The organism is Amycolatopsis sp. NPDC004747 (assembly GCF_053601335.1).
Genome location: NZ_JBSGBQ010000001.1, coordinates 50,029 through 70,523, shown reverse-complemented (window position 1 = coordinate 70,523; position 20,495 = coordinate 50,029). Strand labels below are relative to the sequence as shown.

The following is a 20,495-nucleotide window of genomic DNA, read 5'->3' as shown; positions in this document are numbered from 1 at the left end:
ACCTGACAGATTCTGGACAATACCTGGCCATGATCGGAGCCCGCCGGGAAATGCACACTTGACACTGCACGAAGCGGCGGATATATGACAGGCGAACACGGAGCACGAGGAGCCGAATCGTTTTGCGGAAAACCGATCTCCCGGATCGGTGATTCACCGACCGATCCGAGGGGAAGCCGATGTCCGAGCCCGAGCCACCGCGGGTGTTCTTCAGCTACTCGCACGACACCCCGGAGCACAAGGACCTGGTCCGGCGGTTCGCGACCTTCCTGCGCAGCCGGATCGGCCTCGAGGTCGTGCTCGACCAGTGGTACGACAACGTCCGCATCGACTGGTCGCTGTGGGCCACCCGGCACCTGAAGGCCGCCGACTTCGTGATCGTCGTGGCGTCTCCCCGGTACCGGGAGCGAGCCGACGGCGAGGCGCCGCCGGACGAGGGCCGCGGCGCCCAGTTCGAGACCGCGATCCTCCGCAACAAGCTGACCAGGGACCTCGAAGAGGGCACGCGCCGCGTCCTCCCGGTCGTCCTGCCCGGCCGGTCGATCGACGAAATCCCCGAGTTCCTCACCCCCTATTCCGCGACCCGGTACGAGATCGCGGAGTTCACCGACGAAGGCGTCGCCGACCTGCTCGCCGCGATCACCGGCCAGGGGCCGCACCCGATGCCCCGCCGCGGGGTCTGGCGCGGCGGGGCATCGCAGCCGCGGCGGGTGCTCGCCGGTGAACTGCCGTGGCCGTGTGCCGGCCCGGGGGTGCGGCGCGGCGAGGCGTGGATCGACGGCCTGCACTACGAGAACAGCATCGTCCTGCGGCCGGGCGGGCCCGCCGCCACGGGGCCGGGCTTCGTCGAGCTGGAGCTGGGCGGGCACTACCAGCGGTTCACCACCGTCGCCGGGGTGCTCGACGACGCCACGGACCCGTTCCAGGTCGGCCGGATCCGGGTGGTGCTCGACGGGGTCCCGCGGTCCGAACACGACGTCTCGGCCGGGAAGCCGGCGAAGATCGACCTCGACGTCTCGGGCGCCCGGCTGCTGCGGCTCGAGCTGTCGCGGCCGGGCGCTTCGGCGTCGCCCTTCGGGTCCGCGGCCGTCGTGGTCACCCGGCGGGGGCGCCCACCCGAGCTCGCCCTCGGCGATCCGGTCGTGACCTAACGCGCTGCCGCCTCACGGCAGGCCGGGAGGTCGGTCTGGCGTAGCGCCGCGCCCACCCCCGCCAGCGCCACCGCGTTCATCGACAGCGACGTCACGCCCAACCCCACCAGCGCCGGCGCCAGCCGGGGGTCCGCCGCCGCTTCGCCGCAGACGCCGACCGGCTTCCCGGCCGCCGCGCCCGCCTCCGCGACCATGCCCACCAGCCGCAGCAACGCCGGCTGGTGCGGGTCGTTCAGCGCCGCCACCGCACCCAGCTGGCGGTCCGCCGCGAAGACGTACTGGGCCAGGTCGTTCGTGCCCAGCGACACGAAGTCGACGACAGCCAGGATCGCCTCCGCGCACAACGCCGCCGCCGGGATCTCGATCATCACGCCCACCCGGGCGATCCCCGCCGCGCGGGCGCGCCCGGCGAACCAGGCCGCTTCCGCTGCCGTGGCCACCATGGGGGCCATCACCGACAGTTCGGCGCCGGTGTCCGCGGCCGCCGCCGCGATCGCCGACAGCTGGCGGTCCAGCAGCTCCGGGCGGTCGAACGCCATGCGCAGGCCGCGGACGCCCAGCGCCGGGTTGGGTTCCTCACCCATCGGCAGGAACGCCAGCGGCTTGTCGGAACCCGCGTCCAGCGTCCGGACCACGACCGGCTTGCCCGCGAACGGCGCCAGCACGGCCGCGTAGGCCGCTCGCTGCTCGGCTTCCGTCGGCTCCGAAGCCGCCGAGAGGTAACAGAACTCGGTGCGGAACAGGCCGACCCCCTCGGCGCCGGCCGCCGCCGCGGCCTCGGCGTCCGCCGCCGATCCCACATTGGCCAGGAGCTTCACGCGGTGGCCGTCGGCGAGCCGGCCGACGCCGTCCCACGTCGGCCGGGCGGTCCGGGCCGGCGCCCGTACCGTGCCGTCCGAAGGAGCCACCGTGCCCGCGGACCCGTCCACCGCGAGCCCCGGGCTGTCCAGCTCCAGCACGCCGGCGCACGCCACCACGGCGGGAATCCCCAGCGCCCGCGCCAGGATCGCGGTGTGGCTCGTCGGGCCGCCTTCCGCCGTCACCAACGCCAGGACCAGGTCCGGGTCGAGCCCGGCGGTGTCGGCCGGGGCGAGGTCGCGGGCCACCAGCACGCTCGGCGAAGTCAGCTCCGGCACGCCCGGCGGGGCCACGCCCAGCAGGCTCGCGACGATCCGGTCGCGGACGTCGGCGACGTCCCGGGCGCGTTCGGCCAGATAGCCACCGGCGCCCCGCAACGCGGTGATGAACTCCGCCGCGGCCTCCCACACCGCTCGCGGCGCCGGGAGCGAGCGGGCGAGGACGAGCTTCTCCGCGGACGCGGTCAACGCCGGATCGCACGCCATCGCGGCCGTGGTCTCGAGGACCGACCGGGCATCTCCGGACACGGAACGGGCACGATCGGACAACGCGGCCGCCACCGCCGCGGCCGCCTGCCCGATCTTGCCCGCTTCGGCCTCGAGGTCCTCGGGAGCGGGCGAGGCAGCGGGTTCGGGCAGGTCAGCGGCCACGAGGACGCGGGGGCCGTCGACCCGGCCAGGGCTGACTCCGACTCCGGACAGCGGCATTTCAGGACCTCCAGGAGCAAAGGATCTCGTAACTGGGGATTGACAGTACGGTAACAACGGGCACAATCAAACGGCAACGGGCAAACATCGGAGAGGAACGGGCATGTACGCCGCCGAACGGCACCAGCTCCTGGCGCAACGCGCACGACGTGACGGCCGCGTCGACGTCGGTGACGTCGCCGCCGAACTCGGTGTCGCCCCCGAGACCATCCGCCGTGACCTCGGCGTCCTCGAACGCCAGGGCGTGGTCCGCCGCGTCTACGGCGGCGCGGTCGCGGTCGAGCGGCTCGACTTCGAGCCCGAGGTCGCGCAGCGGGACCAGACCAACGCCGCCGAAAAGGACGCCATCGCCCGGGCCGCGCTGGACCTGGTGCCCGATCGCGGCTCGATCCTCCTCGACGCGGGTACCACGACCAGCAGGCTCGCGACGCTGCTCCCGGCCGACCGCGAGCTGACCGTGATCACCAACTCGATCCCGATCGCCTCGATCCTCGCCACCCGCCCCGGCATCACCCTGCACATCCTCGGCGGGCGCGTCCGCGGGACGACGCTCGCCGCGGTCGAAGCCTGGACGCTGCACGCGCTCGACGGCCTGCTCGTGGACGTCGCTTTCCTGGGCGCCAACGGCTTTTCGGCCGAGCACGGCTGCACGACGCCGGACATGGCCGAGTCCGCCGTGAAGGCCGCGGTGGTCGCCGCCGCCCGCAAGCGGGTGCTGCTGGCCGACCACAGCAAGTACGGCACCGACCAGCTCAGCCGGTTCGCGCGGCTGGCCGAGATCGACGTCCTGGTCACCGACAGCGGCATCGACGCGGGTGCGGTCGCCGAACTCGAAGAAGCGGGCCCGGAGGTGGTGCTGGCGTGATCGTCACCGTGACCCCCAACCCGAGCCTCGACCGGACGTTGCGGCTGGCCGAGCTGCGCCGCGGCGAGGTGCTGCGGGCGTCCGCCGTCCGGCTCGACCCGGGCGGCAAAGGCGTCAACGTCGCCCGCGCGCTGGCCGCCGCCGGTACCCCGACCGTCGCCCTGATGCCCGCCGGCGGCCCGGTCGGCGAGCGGCTGGGCGAACTGCTCGCGCCCGAAGGCGTCCCGGTCGTCGCCGTGCCGATCGCCGGGTCGACCCGCAGCAACATCACGCTCGTCGAGGCCGACGGGACCACCACGAAGATCAACGAGCCGGGCCCGGAGATCTCCCCCGCCGAGCTGGCCACGCTCGAACGCCGGGCCGTCGAGCTGGCCGCGCGCGGCGAATGGCTGGTGTGCTGCGGAAGTCTCCCGGCCGGCGTGCCCGGCGACTTCTACGCGCGGCTGACGAAGCTCGCCCGCGAAGCCGGGGCGAAGGTCGCCGTCGACTCCTCCGGCGCGCCGCTCGCCGCCGCCTGCGAAGGCGGCCCGGACCTGCTCAAGCCCAACCTCGACGAGCTGGTCGAGCTCGCCGGCCGCCCGCTCCCGCTGCTCGGCGACGTCGTCGCGTTCTGCCGGGAACTGATCTCCGGCGGCGTCGGCCGCGTGCTGGTCAGCCTGGGCGCGCGGGGTGCGGTGCTCGTCGAGGAGACCGAGACCTGCCACGCGCTCGGCCCGCTGGTGGCCGTGCGCAGCACCGTCGGCGCCGGAGACGCCGCACTCGCCGGTTTCCTCCATGCGGGAGGAACCGGCCCCCGAGCCCTGCGGACCGCGGTCGCCTACGGCACCGCCGCGGTCACGCAGGAGGGCAGCCGCATGCCCACCCCGCAGGACGTGCACCCCGACCAGGTGCGCGTGCTGGACGTCGATCCTTCCTTCACCCTCAGCGGAGCCGCCGCATGACCACCCCAGACCTGATCACCGCCGACCTGGTCGACCTCGGCCTCGACGCCGCCGACAAGCAGAGTGCCGTCCGCGCGCTCGCCGAGCGGCTCGTCTCCGCCGGGCGGGTGACCGACCTCGACCTGTTCCTCAAGGACGTCGCCGCCCGCGAGGAGCAGATGGCCACCGGGCTCGAAGGCGGCATCGGCATCCCGCACTGCCGCTCGGCCGCGGTCACCGCGCCGACGCTGGGCTTCGGCCGCAGCGAAGCCGGCATCGACTTCGGCGCGCCGGACGGCCCGGCGAAGCTGATCTTCCTCATCGCCGCCCCGGAGGGCGGCGGCAGCGACCACCTGAAGGTCCTCGCCGCCCTCGCCCGGCGGCTGGTCCGGGCGGAGTTCAAGCAGCACCTGCTGGACGCCGCCGACCCCACCGCCGTCGCCGAGTACATCCGCCAGGAGGTGTCCCCCTCATGAAGTTCGTCGCCATCACCGCCTGCCCCACCGGGATCGCCCACACCTACATGGCGGCCGAGTCGCTGGAGCAGACCGCCAAGGCCAACGGCGACGAGATCGTCGTCGAGACCCAGGGGTCGGCCGGGTCCGAACCGCTGTCCGCCGAGGACATCGCGACCGCCGACGCGGTCATCTTCGCCGCGGACCTCGCCGTGCAGGGCCGGGACCGGTTCGCCGGGAAGCCGATCGTCGAGGCGCCGGTCAAGGCCGCGATCAGCGACGCCGCCGGGCTGTTCGAACGCGCCAAGGCCGCTGCCCGCGAGCCCGTCGCCGCCGCGCCGGCCACCCCGGAGCTGACCTCGAAGGTCGGCGCGAACGACAAGGCCGGGACCAAGGTCCGCCAGTGGCTGATGACCGGGGTCAGCTACCTCATCCCGTTCGTCGCCGCGGGCGGCCTGCTCATCGCGCTGAGCTTCGCACTGGGCGGCTACAAGATCGTCGACGCGCCGAAGGTCACCGAGCACTTCGACGCCGGTTCGGTGGCCGGCTGGGCCGCGCTGATGTTCCAGATCGGCAGCGCGGCCTTCGATTTCCTGGTGCCCGTGCTGGCCGGGTTCATCGCCTTCGCGATGGCCGACCGCCCGGCCATCGCCCCCGGTTTCGTCGGCGGCGCGATCGCCGTCACCGTCGGCGCCGGCTTCCTGGGCGGCCTGGTCGCCGGCCTGCTGGCCGGTGGCGTGGTGCTGTGGCTGAAGAAGATCCAGGTGCCGAAGGCGATGCGGGGCATCATGCCGGTGGTCGTGTACCCGCTGCTCGGGTCCATTGTGGTCGGTGTCCTGATGTACGTCGTGGTCGGCAAGCCGATGGCGGCCGCGACGAGCGGGCTGACGAACTGGCTCAACAGCCTCAGCGGCGCCAGCGCGCTGCTGCTGGGCGCGCTGCTGGGCCTGATGATGGCGTTCGACATGGGCGGCCCGGTCAACAAGGCGGCCTACACCTTCGCCGTCGGCGGCCTGACCACCGGCGCCACCGGGTCGCTGCAGATCATGGCCGCGGTGATGGCGGCAGGCATGGTGCCGCCGCTGGCACTGGCGCTGGCTTCGACGGTCCGCAAGAAGCTGTTCACCGAGGCCGAGCGCGAGAACGGCCGCGCGGCCTGGCTGCTCGGCGCGTCGTTCATCACCGAGGGCGCGATCCCGTTCGCCGCGGGCGACCCGTTCCGGGTGATCCCCTCGATCATGCTCGGCTCGGCGGTCACCGGCTCGCTGTCGATGGCGTTCGGCGCCACGCTGCGCGCCCCGCACGGCGGGATCTTCGTGCTCCCGCTGATCGGCAGCCCGCTGCTGTTCCTGGTGGCCCTGATCGCCGGCACCGCGGTGGCGGCCGGGTCCGTGATCGCCCTCAAGCAGGTGCGCTTCCGCGCCGCGGAACGCTCCGCCGCCGTCTCCGGCCGGCCCGTCAACGCGTGAAGGAGTCCACTGTGTACCAACGCCGCACGCTCGTCGCCAGCAGCGTCGGGCTCCACGCCCGGCCCGCGGGCCTGGTCGCGAAGACGGCCGCCGGCCAGCAGGCGAAGGTGAAGATCGCGAAGGTCACCGGCGGGGTGGCGGGCGACCCGGTCGACGCGGCCAGCGTCCTCGGCCTGATGACCCTGGGCGCGGCCCACGGCGACGAGGTCGAGCTGACCGCCGAGGGCGACCACGCGCAGGCCTCGGTCGACGCGCTGGCCGAGCTGATCGCCCAGGACCTCGACGCGTAAGCAGCTCCACGAGGAGGGCGCGGCACCCGGGTGCCGCGCCCTCCTCGTGCGTTCAGGCGCGGATCCCCTCCAGCTGGAGGTCGAGCAGCCGGCGCCACCGGCCCTCCCCCGCCATGTTCGCCATCGCCGCGCGGGTGACCAGGACGAAGTCCCCGGGGCCGAAGTCGGCGCGCAACCGGCCGGCTTCGACGGCGCGCCGCACGATCCGCTCGACGATCGCCGAGAACGCGACCTTCTGCTCTTCGATGTCGGCCCAGCTCGGCTCTTCCGGGCCGAGGAGGGCGAACCGGAACGCGGCGTCGGGTTCCGCCGCTTCCAGGTAGCCGTAGAGCAGCGATTCGAACGCCGTCCAGGGGTCCGCCGCCGCTTCGGCGGCTTCGGCGAGGAAGGTCATCTCCTCGAACCGGCGGCCGATGATCGCCGCGCGCAGGGCCTGCTTGTCGGCGAAGTGCCGGTAGAGGGTGCCGACGCCCAGGCCGGCGCGGTCGGCGATCTCCTCCATCTGGACGGCGTCGCCGCGCTGGGCGAACAGCTCGCCGGCGGCGTCGAGGATGGCGTCGCGGTTGCGCCGGGCGTCGGCGCGCAGCACACGTCGGGAAGCGGTCATGGTCGCCCCAGCGTACTTGACGGCGGCGGCTTCCGGGCTATATTCGGAACCGGAATTCACCTTCATTTTAGGAGCCTCCATGATCGTCGTGACCACCCCGACCGGGCAGGTCGGCCAGCGGCTCGTCCGGCAGCTGCTCGCCGGGGGCAGCAAGATCAAGGTCGTCGTCCGGGACGCCACCCGCCTGGCCGACGACGTCCGCGAACAGGTCGACGTGGTCGAGGGAACCCACGACGACCCGGCCGTGCTGGACGCGGCGCTGTCCGGCGCCGACGCGCTGTTCTGGCTGGTGCCGCCGAACCCGGCCGCGGCGAGCGCGGAAGACCACTACCTCGCCTTCGCCCGGGCCGGCGGTGCGGCCGTCCGCCGTCACGGCGTCGGGCACGTCGTGGCCGTGAGCAGCGCCGGACACGGGTGGGCCAAGCCGGCCGGCGTCCTCTCCGCGGCCTTCGCCATGGACGCCGAACTCGAGCGGTCGGGTGCGGCCTACCGGGCGGTGTCCCCGCCCTTCTACATGGAGAACCTGCTCGGCCAGCTCGCCGCGATCCGCGACCGGGGCGCGTTCTCCCTGACCTGCGCCGGCGACCGGCCGCTGGCCACGATCGCGACCCGGGACATCGCCGCCACCGCCGCCGGCCTGCTGACGGACCGCTCCTGGACCGGGCAGGCCGACGTTCCCCTGTTCGGCCCGGACCGGCTCACGCCGGACGGCATGGCCGGGGTGCTGAGCGAAGAACTCGGCCGTCCGGTCGGCTACCAGCGCATCACCTTGGCCGGATTCGCCGCCTTGCGCCGGTCCCACGGGGCGAGCGAACGGGTGGTGGCGGACGCCGTCGAGATGTTCGCCGCCCAGGACGAGGGCATCTACGACGCGGACTGGGCGAGGGCGGCGATCGCGCCGACGAGCTTCCGGACCTGGTGCCGCGAGGTGCTCGCGCCCGCCCTTTGACAAGGGCGCGCGAGGGTGGTCACCCTGTGGGCTCGGGCTTGGGGAGGAGCTCAGCGGTGACGGAGAACAAGCGGCTTCGGGCGGCTCGGGAACGCACCGGGTCGCGGCACCACCCCGGTGAGTGCCTTTCGCGGCGGGAGCTGGCGGAACTGGTCAACGCCCACCTCTGGGACCACGGCCGGCGGCGGGCGGCCCTGGACGACAACTACGTCGCCAAGCTCGAGCGCGGCACCATCCGGTGGCCGAACGCCCGGTACCGGGAAGCGTTCCGCGCCGTGCTGGCCGTCGCCTCCGATGCGGAACTGGGGTTCGCCAACCCACGCCGGGCCGCGGCTCCCGTCACCGAGAGCCGTCCGGTGCCCCACCAGCTTCCCGCGCCACCCCTGCGGTTCACCGCCCGCGAGGACGAGCTGGCCGAGCTGTCGGCCGCTGGTGCCGGCCCGGCCGGTTCCGTGCTGGTCGTCTCGGCGGTCGCGGGCGCCGGCGGGGTCGGGAAGACGGCACTGGCGCTGCACTGGGCCCACCGCGAACTGGCCCGGTTCCCGGACGGCCAGCTCTACGTCGATCTCTACGGGTTCGACCCCGCCGGGCCGCCGATGCCGCCCGAAACCGCGATCCGCGGCTTCCTGGACGCCCTCGGTGCCGCCCCGGCGGCGGTCCCGGCCGGTCTGCCGGCGCAGGCCGCGTTGTACCGGACGCTGGTCAGCGGGAAGCGCATGCTGATCGTCCTCGACAACGCCCGGGACAGCGCCGCGGTCGAACCGCTGCTGCCCGGCGGTACCGGCTGCACGGTGCTCGTCACCAGCCGCAACCACCTGACCGGGCTCGTGGCGCGCGGCGCGCACGCGATGCGGCTGCCGATGTTCACCCCGGCCGAAGCCGGTGAGCTGCTCGTCAAGCACCTCGGTGCCGCCAAGGTCGGCGCCGAGGCCGACGCGACCGCCGCGCTGGTCCGCTTCTGCGCCGGGCTGCCGCCGGCCCTCAGCGTCGTCGCGGCCCGGGCCGGCGCCAACCCGGAGTTCCCCCCTGGCCCTGCTGGCCACCGAACTCGCCGACGAGACGACCCGGCTCGACGGGCTCGACGCCGGCGAAGCGTCGGCGCGGCTGTCTTCGGTCTTCTCCGCCTCCTACCGCGCGCTGGACGACGAAGCCGCGGACCTCTTCCGGCACCTCGGGCTGGTGCCGGGCACCGACATCCCGGCCGTGGCCGTCGCCGGCCTGGCCGGACGGCCCGCCGGCCGGATCCGGTCGGCGCTGCGCACCCTCGAGCACGCCCACCTGCTCCGGCAGCACCGGCCGGGCCGGTACCGGATGCACGACCTCGTCCGCCTCTACGCCCGCGACCGCGCGCGGACCGACCTGTCCGCGACCGCGCGGGAGCAGGCGCTCCGCCGGCTCGCCGGCTTCTACCTGCACACCGCCTTCGCCGCCGAGCGCCTGCTCGACGACCACCGCCCGGCGATCGACCTGCCGCCCCCGCCGCCCGGGTGCCACCCCGTGGCCCCCGCCGACCACACCGCGGCCGTGCGGTGGTTCACCGACGAACACCCGAACCTGCTCGCCGTCCAGCAGTGCGCGGCCGGACGCGGCTGGACCGGTGAGGTCTGGCGCCTCGCGTGGGTGATGAGCACCTACCACCTCCGCCACGACCGCCGGGACGACAACCTCCGCGCCTGGCAGGCCGCGATCGACGTCGTCACGGACATCCGCGAGCGCTCCGACCAGGCGGACGTCCACCGCCTCTACGGCTGGGCCCGGATGATCGCCGGCGAGCACGCGACCGGGATGACCCACCTCGGCCGGGCACTGGACCTGTTCGGGCAGGACGGCAACATCGCGGGCCAGGCTCGCGCCCACGAGGCGCTCGCGGCGGCCTGGGAGCAGCTGGGTGACCACGAGCGTGCCCTCGCGCCGGCGCTGGAGGCGTTGACCCGGTACGAAGATCTCGGCCACCCCGCCCGGATCGCGAACGCGCTCAACACGGTGGGCTGGCAGTACGCGCGCCTCGGCGACCTGGACCGGGCCACCGCGTACTGCACGGCCGCGGTGGCGCTCCTCCGCCGGCTCCGCTACCTGGATGCCGAAGCCTATGCCCTGCACAGCCTCGGCTACATCGACCACCAGGCGGCCCGGCACCCGAGCGCGGTCCGCCACTACCGGCGTGCGGTGAACCTCCTGCGCGGGGCGTGCGATCCCAAGCAGGAGGCCGTCGTGCTCGCCGACTTCGCCGAGGTGTACGCCTCGGCCCGCCGGTACCACCGGGCGCGCCTCCTGTGGCTCGACGCCCTGGCGCTCTTCCGGCAGCAGCACCGGGAATCCGACGTCGAACGGGTCGAACGCCGGCTCGCCGCGCTCGCCTGACCCGCGGCCGCGAAGGATCCCGCGAATCCTCCCTCCCCCGGAACCCCCACGCCTGTCAGATTGGTCTTGCGCAGCGCCGGCGCTGCCGGCAAGGGGGAGGTGGTGGCGGCACCCGCTCGCGGGAGCCGCCACCAGCCGTCACGCCGGGCCGAGCAGCGCGACCGAAGCGCGCACCGCGACCTCGGTGACGTCGACGGCCCGGCCGCCGTCCTCGACGGTGGTCGCGATCAGCTCGCGCAGGCCGCCCAGCAGCATGATCGACAGCTGGCGCGACGGCGGGCTGATGCCCACCGCGCGCATCTCCGGGGTGTCGGTGAGGCGGTGCGTCATCGCGATGAACCCTTCCATCGCGTCGCGCTGGAGGTCCCGGGCCGGGGCGCCGAGCGCGGGCACGTCGCGGATCCAGCTCAGCGTGATCGCCGGCTCGGCCTCGGCGCAGGCGATCCACGTCTCGATCGCTTGGCGCACCTGGACTTTCCACGGCGCCTGCGGGTCCACCGCCTCCGAGATCTGCTGGATCATCGACCGGTTCGCCTCGGCCAGCAGCGCGATCAGGCACTCCTCGCGGCTGGCGAAGTGTTCGTAGAACGTCCGGCGGGACGTGCGGGCGCGGCGGACGACATCGGCCACCGTCGTGTCGCGGAAGCCCGTCTCGGTGATCGACTCGGCCAGCCCGTCCAAGAGGCGCTGCCGGTGCGGGCGGGTGTCTACGTCCACTGACGTCACGCTAGTCCCTCCTCTTGAAAACGGATGGTACACCGGCGTACCGTACCGACGGTACGTTCGCGTACCACCTTTCCGGGAGGGTCGATGACGACCATGACAAGCCCCGCGACGCTGCCGCCGGGGCCCAGTGCGCCGCGAGCCGTGCAAGGCGTCTACGCCCTGACGCAGCCGCTGCGGGGCATGCGGCGGCTCAAGGAGCGCTACGGGGACGCCTTCACGGTGAACGTGCCGATCTTCGGCCGGGCCGTCGTGATCAGCAGTCCCGCCGAGATCAAGCAGCTGTTCACCTCCGGGCCCGAGCTCGTCGACAACCTGGAGGTCAACCTGGGGCGCGTGCTCGGGCCGCGGTCGATGTTCGCCCTCTCCGGTGACGAGCACAAACGGCAGCGGAAGCTGCTCGTGCCGCCGTTCCACGGCCGGCGCCTGGCGGCGTACGAGAAGATCGTCGAAGAGGAAACCGTCCGCGAACTCGCGACCTGGCCGGAGGGCAAGGCCTTCGCCACGCTCCCGTCGATGATGCGGATCACGCTCAACGCCATCCTCCGCGCGGTGTTCGGCGCCGAAGGGGCCGAGTTCGCCGAGCTGCGCGAGCTGCTGCCGCCGTTCGTCACCCTCGGCTCGCGGCTGGCCGTCGCGCCGATCTCCAAGAAGGGCCGCTTCAACCCGTGGCGCCGCTTCGAACGGATGCGCCGCGAGTACGACGCGATCGTCGACCGGCTGATCGCCAAGGCCCGCGCCGGCGGCGAAGACCGCGACGACGTCCTTTCGATGATGCTGCAGACCCGCTACGACGACGGGTCGGGGCTGAGCCGCGAGGAGCTCTCCGACCAGCTGCTCACCCTGCTCACCGCCGGGCACGAAACCACGGCGACGACGCTGGCCTGGGCGGTCGAACGCCTCCGCCGCCACCCCGCGCTGGTGACCGAACTGCGGGACGGCGACGCGAAGCTCCTCGACGCCACGATCCTCGAGGTCCAGCGCACCCGCCCGGTCATCGACTTCACCGCCCGGCAGGTCAAGCAGGACGGCTTCCGGCTGGGCCGGTGGACGCTGCCGAAGGGGTATGCGGTCCTCGTCAGCATCGCGCTGGTCCACGACGACGACGCCGTCTTCCCGCACGCGGCCACGTTCGACCCGCACCGCTTCGAAGGCGCGCGCCCGGACCTCTACCAGTGGATCCCGTTCGGCGGCGGCACCCGCCGCTGCCTCGGTGCCGCCTTCGCGACCATGGAGATGACCGTCGTGCTGCGGACCCTGCTGCGGGACTTCACGCTGGTACCGACCCGGGAGCCGGGCGAACGCTGGCATTCGCGGGGCGTGGCCTTCGCCCCCGCCAAGGGCGGCCGCGCCGTCGTGCGCCGCCGGAACACCGGAGGGAACGAGTGACCGAACGGATCGCCGAGGTCGGGCGGGGCATTTCCCTGGCCTACGAACGGATCGGGGACGACGGCGCCGAGCCGCTGGTCCTCGTCGCCGGGCTCGGGCAGCAGCTGCACAGCTGGCCGGACGCCTTCTGCGCGCGGCTCGCCGGGCGCGGGTACGAGGTCATCCGGTTCGACAACCGCGACACCGGACGCTCGACGCACCCGCGGTTCCGGCCGCCGAGCCTGCTCGGCATGCTCGCGGGCCGGTTCCCCGCGCAGCAGTACGACCTCACGGACATGGCCGCCGACACCGCCGGTCTGTTCGACGCACTGGACCTCGAGACCGCCCACATCGCGGGCGTGTCCATGGGCGGCATGATCGCCCAGACCACCGCCGCGCTCCACCCGGACCGGATCCGCACCCTGACGTCGATCATGTCGACGACCGGGTCGCGCCTGCTCGGCCGCCCGGCGTTCTCGACGTTGCGGATGATGGGCGCGAAACCGCCGAAGTCCCGCGAAGAGGCGGTGGCGAGCGCCGTCCGGATGTTCCGGCACATCGGTTCGCACGGCTTCCCGTTCGACGAGGCCTTCGTGCGCGAGCTGGCCGGGACGGGCTGGGACCGCGACCCGACGTCCGGTGGCGTCGGCCGCCAGCTCGCCGCGATCATGAAGTCGGGCAACCGGACGCCGCTGCTGCGGAAGATCACCGCGCCCACGCTGGTGATCCACGGCGACCGCGACCGGATGGTCCACCCCACCGGCGGCGCCGCCACCGCGCGGGCCATCCGCGGCGCCCGGCTCGAAACCGTCCGCGGCATGGGCCACGACCTGCCCGAAGGCGCCTGGCCCACGATCCTCGACCTCATCGACGAGCACGCGAGGAGCAGCGATGTCACGGCCCCGTGAACGGCACGGCATCACCGGCCGGCCGGTGGTCATCACCGGCGCGGCCTCCGGCATCGGCCGCGCGCTGGCCACCCGGCTGTCCCGGCTCGGCTCGCCGGTCGCCCTGGCCGACGTCGACGAAGACGGCCTCAAGGCCACGGCGGCCGCCCTGCCCGGTCGCGTGCTGACCCGCGTCCTCGACGTCCGCGACGCCGAGGACCAGCTGCGGTTCGCCGCCGAGGTCCGCGAGTGGCTCCCGGCGCCGCTGGCCGCGGTGTTCAACAACGCCGGTGTCGCGGTCACCTCGAGCGTCCTCGACGCGGTCCCCGAGGACGACGAGTGGCTGCACGACATCAACTTCCACGGTGTCGTGCACGGGACGCGGGCGTTCCTGCCGATCCTCGTCGAGCAGGGCGAAGGCGCGATCGTGAACACCTCCAGCGTGTACGGCCTGCTCGGGGTGCCGTACCAGAGCGCCTACTGCGCGGCGAAGTTCGCCGTCCGCGGCTTCACCGAGTCGCTGCGGCAGGAGCTGCGCGGCACCGGCGTCCGCGCGGTGACCGTCCACCCCGGCGGCATCACGACGAACATCGCGCGCAACGCCCGCGTGCGCCGCGACCCGGAGGGCCGGGGCCGCACCCACGAGCAGATGGCCGCCCAGTTCGAGGCCATGACCATGACGTCGCCGGACAAGGCGGCGGCGATCATCCACGCCGGCGTCGACCGCGGCAAGGCCCGGATCCTGGTCGGCCCGGACGCCCACCTGTTCGACGCGCTCGCCCGGATCACCCCCACCCACTACAACGCCGTGCTGACCCGCGTCCTGCGACGACGGCGGACGGAGGCCCTTCGATGACCGAACACGTCGAAGTCCTCATCGTCGGCGCCGGGCTGTCCGGGGTCGGCGCGGCCCACCACCTGCGGACGGCGTTCCCGCGCAAGAGCTACGCGATCCTCGAGGCCCGCGACGCGATCGGCGGCACGTGGGACCTGTTCCGCTACCCGGGCGTTCGGTCCGATTCGGACATGCAGACCCTCGGCTACCGGTTCCGGCCGTGGACCGACGCGAAGGCCATCGCGGACGGCCCGTCGATCCTGAACTACGTCCGCGACACCGCGGCCGAGGCCGGGATCGACCGCCACATCCGGTTCGGGCACAAGGTGGTCCGCGCCGCGTGGTCCACGGAGGACGCACTGTGGACGGTCGTGGCCACGCATGACGGGCGGACCGTGGCGTTCACCGCGAAGTTCCTCTACCTGTGCAGCGGCTACTACGACTACGCGGCCGGGCACACGCCGGTGTTCCCCGGCATCGAGGACTTCGGCGGCACCGTCGTCCACCCGCAGCACTGGCCCGAGGACCTCGACTACACCGGCAAGAAGGTCGTCGTCATCGGCAGCGGCGCGACCGCGGTGACCCTCGTCCCGGCGATGACCGACCGCGCCGCGCACGTGACGATGCTGCAGCGCTCCCCCACCTACATCCTGTCGTCGCCGTCGGAGGACGCGCTGGCCAACCGGCTGCGCGGGCTGCTCGGACCGAAGCTGGCGTACCCGATCGCGCGCTGGAAGAACGTCGCGGTGAGCACGCTGATCTACCAGCTCAGCCGGCGGCGGCCCGGGCTGGTCAAGGCCGTGATCCGCAAGGCCGCGATGAAACAGCTGCCGGCCGGGTACGCCGTCGACACCCACTTCAAGCCGCGCTACCAGCCCTGGGACCAGCGGCTGTGCCTGGTCCCGGACGGCGACCTGTTCCGGTCGATCCGCCGCGGTACCGCCTCGATCGTCACCGACCGGATCGCCACCTTCACCGAAGGAGGCATCCGCCTGGAATCGGGCGACGAGCTCGAAGCGGACGTCGTCGTCACCGCGACCGGGCTGCGGCTGCTGGCCTTCGGCGGGATGCAGCTGTCGGTGGACGGCAACCCGGTCGAACTGCCGGAAACCATGGCCTACAAGGGCATGATGCTCAGCGGGGTGCCGAACTTCGCCTTCACCATCGGCTACACGAACGCGTCGTGGACGCTCAAGGCCGACCTGGTCGCCGAGTACGTCGTCCGGCTGCTGCGCCACCTCGACCGGCACGGCCACGACCAGTGCGTGCCGGTCAACGACGACCCGTTGGTCACCGAGCGGCCGCTGCTCGACTTCGACGCCGGCTACGTGCTGCGGTCGATCGACGAGTTCCCGAAGGCGGGTTCGCGGGCGCCGTGGCAGCTCGGCATGAGCTACGCGCACGACGTCGTCAAGCTCCGGCACGGCCGGATCGACGACGGCGCGCTGCGCTTCTCACGGCGACCGGCGGCGAGAGCGGGCAGACTGAGCGCATGACGCTCTCTTCGTCCCTCCGGGACCGCTGACATGCACTCCGCGGGACTCGTGCTGCACCCCCGCCGCGACTCCGCGGCCGCCGTCGAAGCCGTGCTCGGCTGGGCGGGCAACCGGAACATCGAGATCCTCGGCATCGCCGACGAGATCGTCCGGCTGAACTGCGCCGCGGAGGGGGTGTCCGCCGAAGAGCTCGGGCGCCGGGCCGACCTGCTGGTCAGCCTGGGCGGCGACGGCACGATGCTGCGGGCCATGCGGCTGGCCGACGGGCAGCGCGCGCCGGTGCTCGGGGTGAACCTCGGCAAGCTCGGCTTCCTCGCCGAGGTCGACGTCCCCGACCTGCCCGGCGCGCTCTCCGCCATCGACGACCACCAGTTCACGGTGGAGCCGCGGCTGGCCGTGGACGCGGTGCTGCAGGGGCGCCGGATCACCGCGTTCAACGACATCGCGGTGGTGCGGGTGCCCGGCGACGGCAGCGCGGTGGTCGCGGTCCGGGTCGGCGGCCAGCAGTTCGTGAGCTACTCGGCGGACGCGGTGGTGGTGGCGACGCCGACCGGCTCGACGGCGTACAGCTTCTCGGCGGGCGGCCCGATCACCAGCCCGTCGGTGGAGGCGCTGCTGGTGACGCCGGCGGCGCCGCACTCGGCGTACAGCCGGGGCGTGGTGCTCTCGGTGCACGACGAAGTCACCTTGGAGCTGCTGCCGACCAGCGGCAGGCTCGCGGTGGAGGTCGACGGCCAGGTCGAGGGGTACGTCTCCCCCGGCGAACGGCTCGACCTGCGCGCCCGGCCGAGCGCGGCGCGCGTGGTCCGGCTCGGGATGACGACGTTCTACCAGCGGGCGCGGCGCAAGCTGCGGCTCACGGACTCGGCCGAGATCCCGCAGGACGGCGACCACTGACGGTGTCCTGCGTCACAGCTCGGGCGCGTCGGCAATGGTCACGGAAAGGTCACGGGTAGCGTCCGCGCCTGCGCCTGAACCAGCCGAACCGTCCCGGAGTGTTTCCCCACATGCTGTGTCCCGCACCCGTCCGTCCCCGCCTGCGCGACCGCTTGCTCGTGCCCGGAGCGCTCGCCGCCTTCGCCGGCGCCGTCGTGCTGCTCGCCGTGCTGCACGTCGATCGCCGCCTCGCCCCGCTCGACCCGGTCAGCACGATGCTCAGCGACTACGCGCTGAGCCAGGGCCGCCTGCTGTGGGACGGCGCGCTGCTGCTCACCAGCAGCGGGTCCGCCCTGCTGCTGGTCGCGCTCTACCGCCGTGGCCTGCTGGCCAACCCGGCGCTGGTGGCGGCGAAGGCGCTGTGGTGCGTGAGCCTCCTGGCGGTCGCGGTGTTCGCGAAGGATCCGCAGGGTGGCGCGATCACCGCGACGGGCAAGATCCACCTGTACGCCTCGGCGGTGACGTGCCTGAGCCTGCCGGTCGTCGGCTGGGCGATGGGCCGCCGCCACCGCGACGACCCGCGCTGGCGGCGGTTCGCCACCTGGTCCCGGCGGCTGGCCCTGGCGGCGATCCCGTTCTACCTGCCGTTCATCGTCCCGTTCGCGGTGAACGTCGTGCTCGGCGGCCACCTGCCGACGGTGGCGACCGGCCTGGTGGAACGGTTGATGATGCTGCTGGAGATCGCGCTGCTGGGCGTGCTGGGGTACTGGGCGCACCGGGCGATGCCGACCGGCGTCCGGTTCCGCCCGGCCGCCTCGCCTGCCTGATCGAGCCCGGCCGGAAGCCGTACCTCGCGTGATCGGGGCCGTCTCCGGCGTGATTGGAGCCGGAACTCGCGAGTTCCGGCTCCAATCACGCGAGTTCCGGGCCTGATCACGCGAGTTCCGGTGCGCGAACCTGGTCGCCGCCCGGCTGGTCGCGGGTGCGGTGCAGGAGCCAGTCGCGGGTGGTGCGGATCAGGGCGTACCGCACCGCGCCCGCCCGGCCGTGCAGGGTGAACAGGATGCGCTTGGCCGTCCGGTCGTGCTCTTCCCACCAACCGGTGTCGGCGATCTTCTTCGTCTCGTCCTCGTAGGCGAGGTGGTCGAGGGCGTGGTCGGGCACGGCCACGGCGAGCCGGTCGGCGCCGGGATCCGGCGGGAGGCCGCGCGGGACCGCCCACGACCGCAGCACGCCGTCCTCCTCCAGCCGCAGGTCGAAGTGGTGCCGCGGGCGGAAGTGCTCGTGCAGGACGAAGGCCGGTCGCCGGTCGATCACCTCCGTCACGATGCCAGAACCCGGCCCGGCTAGGTTGGAGCCCGCAGGGGGAATCCAGGGAGGCCGGGTGGACGTCGCCGGGACGGTGCTGCCGGTCGCCGCGGGGGTGGCGCTCGTCGTGTTCGCCGTCCGGCTGGCGCGCGAGCCGCGGCGGCTGGGGAACGCCGTGTGGCTCGGCGTCGCGCTGCTGCTGACCGCGCTGTGGCTGCTGCGCGCGGCCCTGCACCTGGAGTGGCTGACACCGGTGCTGCTGGGGCTGCTCGGCGTCGTGGCCGTGCTCGTCGCCCTGGTGCTGCCGGCTGCGCTGATCGCCAACGGCGTCCTGATGTGGCGGCGGGAAGGGCGCAGCGCCGGCAACCTGCTGTCGCTCGGCCTCGGCGCCGGGCTGGTCACGCTGGAGGCGCTGGCTTTCGCGCCGCTCGGCCGGTGGGGTTCGGCGCTCGTGGCGATCGCGGCCGTGCTGGCCGGCTACTTCGGGTTCCTGTTCCTGTCGCTGCTGGTCTATTCCGTGGTGTACAGCCGGATCGGGCGCCGCAGCGGGTTCGACGCGGTCATCGTGCTCGGCTGCGGCCTCGACGGCGAGCGCGTGCCGCCCCTGCTGGCCGGGCGGCTCGACCGCGCGATCCGGCTCCACGCCCGCGAGGCGACGCCGCCGCTGCTGGTCGTCTCCGGCGGGCGCGGCCCGGGCGAGACGGTCACCGAAGCCGAGGCGATGCACGGCTACCTCCGGGACCGCGGCGTCCCCGAGGAGCACATCCGGCGTGAGGACCAGGCCCGCACCACCGAAGAGAACCTCCGGTTCTCGGCCGCGCTGCTGCCCGCCGGCGCGCGGCGCGTGGTCGCGGTGACCAGCAACTACCACGTGTTCCGGGCCGCGGTGGAGTGCCGTCGGCTCGGCCTGCCGTTCCAGGCGAAGGGCGCGCCGACGGCCCGGTACTTCCTGCCGAGCGCCCTGCTGCGCGAGTTCGCGGCGCTGGTCCTGCACTACCGCCGGACGACGATCGCGGCGTGCGCCGTGATCATCGGTGTGGGCCTCCTGCTGACGGTCTTGGCCTGACCGGCCGGTCGAGCGCGTGACCGCTCACCCCGCACGCAGCAGCGAGCAGGCGCGGGCCACGCCGTCCTCGGCTCGCAGACGCGCGCCGACATACTGTGCGCCGCGACGGAACAGCGGATTTTCGGTCAGCTCCCGGAGCCGCGCGGCCAGGGTTGCTACGTCGAAATGCCTCAGCGGCAGCGGTTTCGGGCCCGCGCTCAGCCGCGACACCCGGTCGCCCCAGTAGGGCTGGTCGGAGAAGACGGGGCAGACGAGCGACGGCACCCCGGCCCGCAGCCCGGTGGCAGTGGTGCCGGCGCCACCGTGGTGCACGACGGCGGCGACGCGCGGGAACAGCCACTCGTGCGGCACGTCCGCGACGACCAACAGGTCATCGTCCTCGGCTCCGGTGCCGAGGACGCCCCGCAGCCCGGCCCGGCGCAACGCCGTGCGGACGACGTCGAACGTCCTCTCGGCGGCGGCGGGCTGCATGCTGCCGAAACCGACGTACACCGGCGGCGGTCCCGCGGCGAGGAAGTCGCGCAGCCGCGGGTCGCCGGGCGGAGGTGCGGTGTCGAGGAACCAGTAGCCGGTGACGTGCACGCGGGCGGGCCAGTCCGGCGGCCGCGGCACGACGGCGTCGGAGAACCCGCACAGCACGGCCGCCCGGCGCCGCGGTCCCCGTGGCCCGGCCTTCGGCAGGCCGAGGGTTTCGACGCGCCAGCGGTCGATTTCCGGCCGGAGGACCTGCCAGGCGAGGGCGTCGACGGCGGTGAAGCTGAGCTGCCGTCCCCACGGGCCGAGCCGGGTGGCCTGGGGCAGGAGCGGGTGGGCGAAGGCGCGCGTCGGCACGCTGGGCTGGTAGTGCAGTTCGACGTCGGGGACACCGAGGTGGGCGCCCAGGTGCGCGCCGAGGAAGCCGAGCGACGGGGCCAGCACGAGGTCGGCCCCGGCGGCACCGGCGTGGACGTCGGCGAGGAGCCGGTCGAGCACCGGGCGGAGGACGGCCCGCACCCCGGAGAGGAACCGCCTGCCGCCGGTCCACGCTTGCCCGACGGCCGAGCCGAGGAGGGCGGTGGGGTCCGCGGAGAGGGGCGCGAACCCCAGGCGATGGGATTCGACCAGCCCCCGGAACGCGGGGGCGGCGAGGATGCGGACCCGATCGCCTTGGGCGGCAAGGCCACGGCCGAGGGCGACGCACGGTTGGACGTCGCCGCGCGAGCCCGGCGCGACCACCACGACCAGGCGCCTCATCGCTTTGCTCCGACGACGGGGCAGCCGGGGAGATCCTCCGGCGGACTCGGCCACCCACCGGCGGAACGGCC

21 protein-coding genes are annotated in these 20,495 nt (G+C 73.6%); 16 read left to right on the top strand and 5 right to left on the bottom strand.

All coding sequences use genetic code 11. The features are described from left to right. Positions 1–179: 179 nt before the first annotated feature. Positions 180–1,151, top strand: a complete 972-nt coding sequence (locus tag ACWEGE_RS00325) for an SEFIR domain-containing protein (protein ID WP_449658272.1) — start codon at positions 180–182, stop codon at positions 1,149–1,151. Here the strand turns inward: ACWEGE_RS00325 and ACWEGE_RS00320 are convergent. Beyond that, on the bottom strand, positions 1,148–2,716 hold the full coding sequence (locus tag ACWEGE_RS00320; protein ID WP_449658271.1) for a phosphoenolpyruvate--protein phosphotransferase: 1,569 nt from the start codon (positions 2,714–2,716) through the stop codon (positions 1,148–1,150). The two genes, ACWEGE_RS00325 and ACWEGE_RS00320, sit on opposite strands and share 4 nt — an antisense overlap. A gap of 103 nt (positions 2,717–2,819) precedes the next feature. Between ACWEGE_RS00320 and ACWEGE_RS00315 the strand changes: the two genes are divergently transcribed. From ACWEGE_RS00315 to ACWEGE_RS00295, 5 genes are read left to right on the top strand one after another with little or no spacing between them, the layout of a single operon-like run. Then, positions 2,820–3,581 carry a DeoR/GlpR family DNA-binding transcription regulator gene (locus tag ACWEGE_RS00315; protein ID WP_449658270.1) on the top strand — a complete coding sequence of 254 codons (762 nt, stop codon included), beginning with the start codon at positions 2,820–2,822 and terminating at the stop codon, positions 3,579–3,581. After that, entirely contained in the window at positions 3,578–4,522 is a 945-nt protein-coding gene (gene pfkB / locus ACWEGE_RS00310; RefSeq protein ID WP_449658269.1) for a 1-phosphofructokinase, read from the top strand. Before ACWEGE_RS00315 ends, pfkB begins: the two co-directional genes overlap by 4 nt. Next, positions 4,519–4,977 carry a PTS sugar transporter subunit IIA gene (locus ACWEGE_RS00305; RefSeq protein WP_449658268.1) on the top strand — a complete coding sequence of 153 codons (459 nt, stop codon included), beginning with the start codon at positions 4,519–4,521 and terminating at the stop codon, positions 4,975–4,977. The genes pfkB and ACWEGE_RS00305 overlap by 4 nt, the downstream gene beginning before the upstream one ends. Then, positions 4,974–6,425, top strand: a complete 1,452-nt coding sequence (locus ACWEGE_RS00300; protein WP_449658267.1) for a PTS fructose transporter subunit IIC — start codon at positions 4,974–4,976, stop codon at positions 6,423–6,425. The genes ACWEGE_RS00305 and ACWEGE_RS00300 overlap by 4 nt, the downstream gene beginning before the upstream one ends. A gap of 11 nt (positions 6,426–6,436) precedes the next feature. After that, positions 6,437–6,715 carry an HPr family phosphocarrier protein gene (locus ACWEGE_RS00295; protein WP_449658266.1) on the top strand — a complete coding sequence of 93 codons (279 nt, stop codon included), beginning with the start codon at positions 6,437–6,439 and terminating at the stop codon, positions 6,713–6,715. A 52-nt stretch (positions 6,716–6,767) separates the two neighbouring features. On the opposite strand, the gene ACWEGE_RS00290 is transcribed toward ACWEGE_RS00295, so the two are convergent. After that, a complete protein-coding gene (locus ACWEGE_RS00290) occupies positions 6,768–7,322 on the bottom strand; it encodes a TetR/AcrR family transcriptional regulator (protein ID WP_449658265.1) in 555 nt (184 codons plus the stop codon). A gap of 79 nt (positions 7,323–7,401) precedes the next feature. On the opposite strand from ACWEGE_RS00290, the gene ACWEGE_RS00285 reads away from it, so the two are divergent. The 3 genes from ACWEGE_RS00285 to ACWEGE_RS00275 all read left to right on the top strand — a co-directional run bounded on the left by ACWEGE_RS00285 (position 7,402) and on the right by ACWEGE_RS00275 (position 10,632). Further along, a complete protein-coding gene (locus ACWEGE_RS00285; RefSeq protein ID WP_449658264.1) occupies positions 7,402–8,271 on the top strand; it encodes an NAD(P)H-binding protein in 870 nt (289 codons plus the stop codon). Positions 8,272–8,867: 596 nt separating this feature from the next. Continuing rightward, entirely contained in the window at positions 8,868–9,872 is a 1,005-nt protein-coding gene (locus tag ACWEGE_RS00280; protein WP_449658673.1) for an NB-ARC domain-containing protein, read from the top strand. After that, positions 9,769–10,632 (top strand): tetratricopeptide repeat protein, encoded by an 864-nt coding sequence (locus ACWEGE_RS00275; protein ID WP_449658263.1) that lies wholly within the window; start codon positions 9,769–9,771, stop codon positions 10,630–10,632. The genes ACWEGE_RS00280 and ACWEGE_RS00275 overlap by 104 nt, the downstream gene beginning before the upstream one ends. 138 nt (positions 10,633–10,770) lie before the next feature. On the opposite strand, the gene ACWEGE_RS00270 is transcribed toward ACWEGE_RS00275, so the two are convergent. Then, a complete protein-coding gene (locus ACWEGE_RS00270; protein ID WP_449658262.1) occupies positions 10,771–11,358 on the bottom strand; it encodes a TetR/AcrR family transcriptional regulator in 588 nt (195 codons plus the stop codon). An 84-nt stretch (positions 11,359–11,442) separates the two neighbouring features. Between ACWEGE_RS00270 and ACWEGE_RS00265 the strand changes: the two genes are divergently transcribed. The 6 genes from ACWEGE_RS00265 to ACWEGE_RS00240 all read left to right on the top strand — a co-directional run bounded on the left by ACWEGE_RS00265 (position 11,443) and on the right by ACWEGE_RS00240 (position 17,644). Next, complete coding sequence (locus ACWEGE_RS00265) at positions 11,443–12,744, top strand: cytochrome P450 (RefSeq protein ID WP_449658261.1); 1,302 nt, start codon at positions 11,443–11,445, stop codon at positions 12,742–12,744. Next, entirely contained in the window at positions 12,741–13,631 is an 891-nt protein-coding gene (locus ACWEGE_RS00260) for an alpha/beta fold hydrolase (RefSeq protein WP_449658260.1), read from the top strand. The genes ACWEGE_RS00265 and ACWEGE_RS00260 overlap by 4 nt, the downstream gene beginning before the upstream one ends. Next, positions 13,615–14,466: an SDR family NAD(P)-dependent oxidoreductase gene (locus ACWEGE_RS00255; protein ID WP_449658259.1), complete on the top strand. Its 852-nt coding sequence runs from the start codon at positions 13,615–13,617 to the stop codon at positions 14,464–14,466. Before ACWEGE_RS00260 ends, ACWEGE_RS00255 begins: the two co-directional genes overlap by 17 nt. Beyond that, complete coding sequence (locus ACWEGE_RS00250; protein WP_449658258.1) at positions 14,463–15,941, top strand: flavin-containing monooxygenase; 1,479 nt, start codon at positions 14,463–14,465, stop codon at positions 15,939–15,941. Before ACWEGE_RS00255 ends, ACWEGE_RS00250 begins: the two co-directional genes overlap by 4 nt. Positions 15,942–15,971: 30 nt before the next feature. Further along, the gene (locus ACWEGE_RS00245; protein ID WP_449658257.1) at positions 15,972–16,838 is read left to right on the top strand and encodes an NAD(+)/NADH kinase; all 867 of its coding nucleotides are present in this window, start codon (positions 15,972–15,974) and stop codon (positions 16,836–16,838) included. 110 nt (positions 16,839–16,948) lie between these two features. Next, positions 16,949–17,644 (top strand): DUF998 domain-containing protein, encoded by a 696-nt coding sequence (locus tag ACWEGE_RS00240; RefSeq protein WP_449658256.1) that lies wholly within the window; start codon positions 16,949–16,951, stop codon positions 17,642–17,644. Between the two features lie 106 nt (positions 17,645–17,750). On the opposite strand, the gene ACWEGE_RS00235 is transcribed toward ACWEGE_RS00240, so the two are convergent. Beyond that, positions 17,751–18,134 (bottom strand): DNA polymerase ligase N-terminal domain-containing protein, encoded by a 384-nt coding sequence (locus ACWEGE_RS00235; RefSeq protein WP_449658255.1) that lies wholly within the window; start codon positions 18,132–18,134, stop codon positions 17,751–17,753. 67 nt (positions 18,135–18,201) lie between these two features. Between ACWEGE_RS00235 and ACWEGE_RS00230 the strand changes: the two genes are divergently transcribed. Next, on the top strand, positions 18,202–19,191 hold the full coding sequence (locus ACWEGE_RS00230) for a YdcF family protein (protein WP_449658254.1): 990 nt from the start codon (positions 18,202–18,204) through the stop codon (positions 19,189–19,191). 24 nt (positions 19,192–19,215) lie between these two features. Here ACWEGE_RS00230 and ACWEGE_RS00225 read toward each other — a convergent pair whose 3' ends face one another. Next, a complete protein-coding gene (locus ACWEGE_RS00225; RefSeq protein WP_449658253.1) occupies positions 19,216–20,424 on the bottom strand; it encodes a glycosyltransferase in 1,209 nt (402 codons plus the stop codon). Between the last annotated feature and the right edge of the window lie 71 nt (positions 20,425–20,495).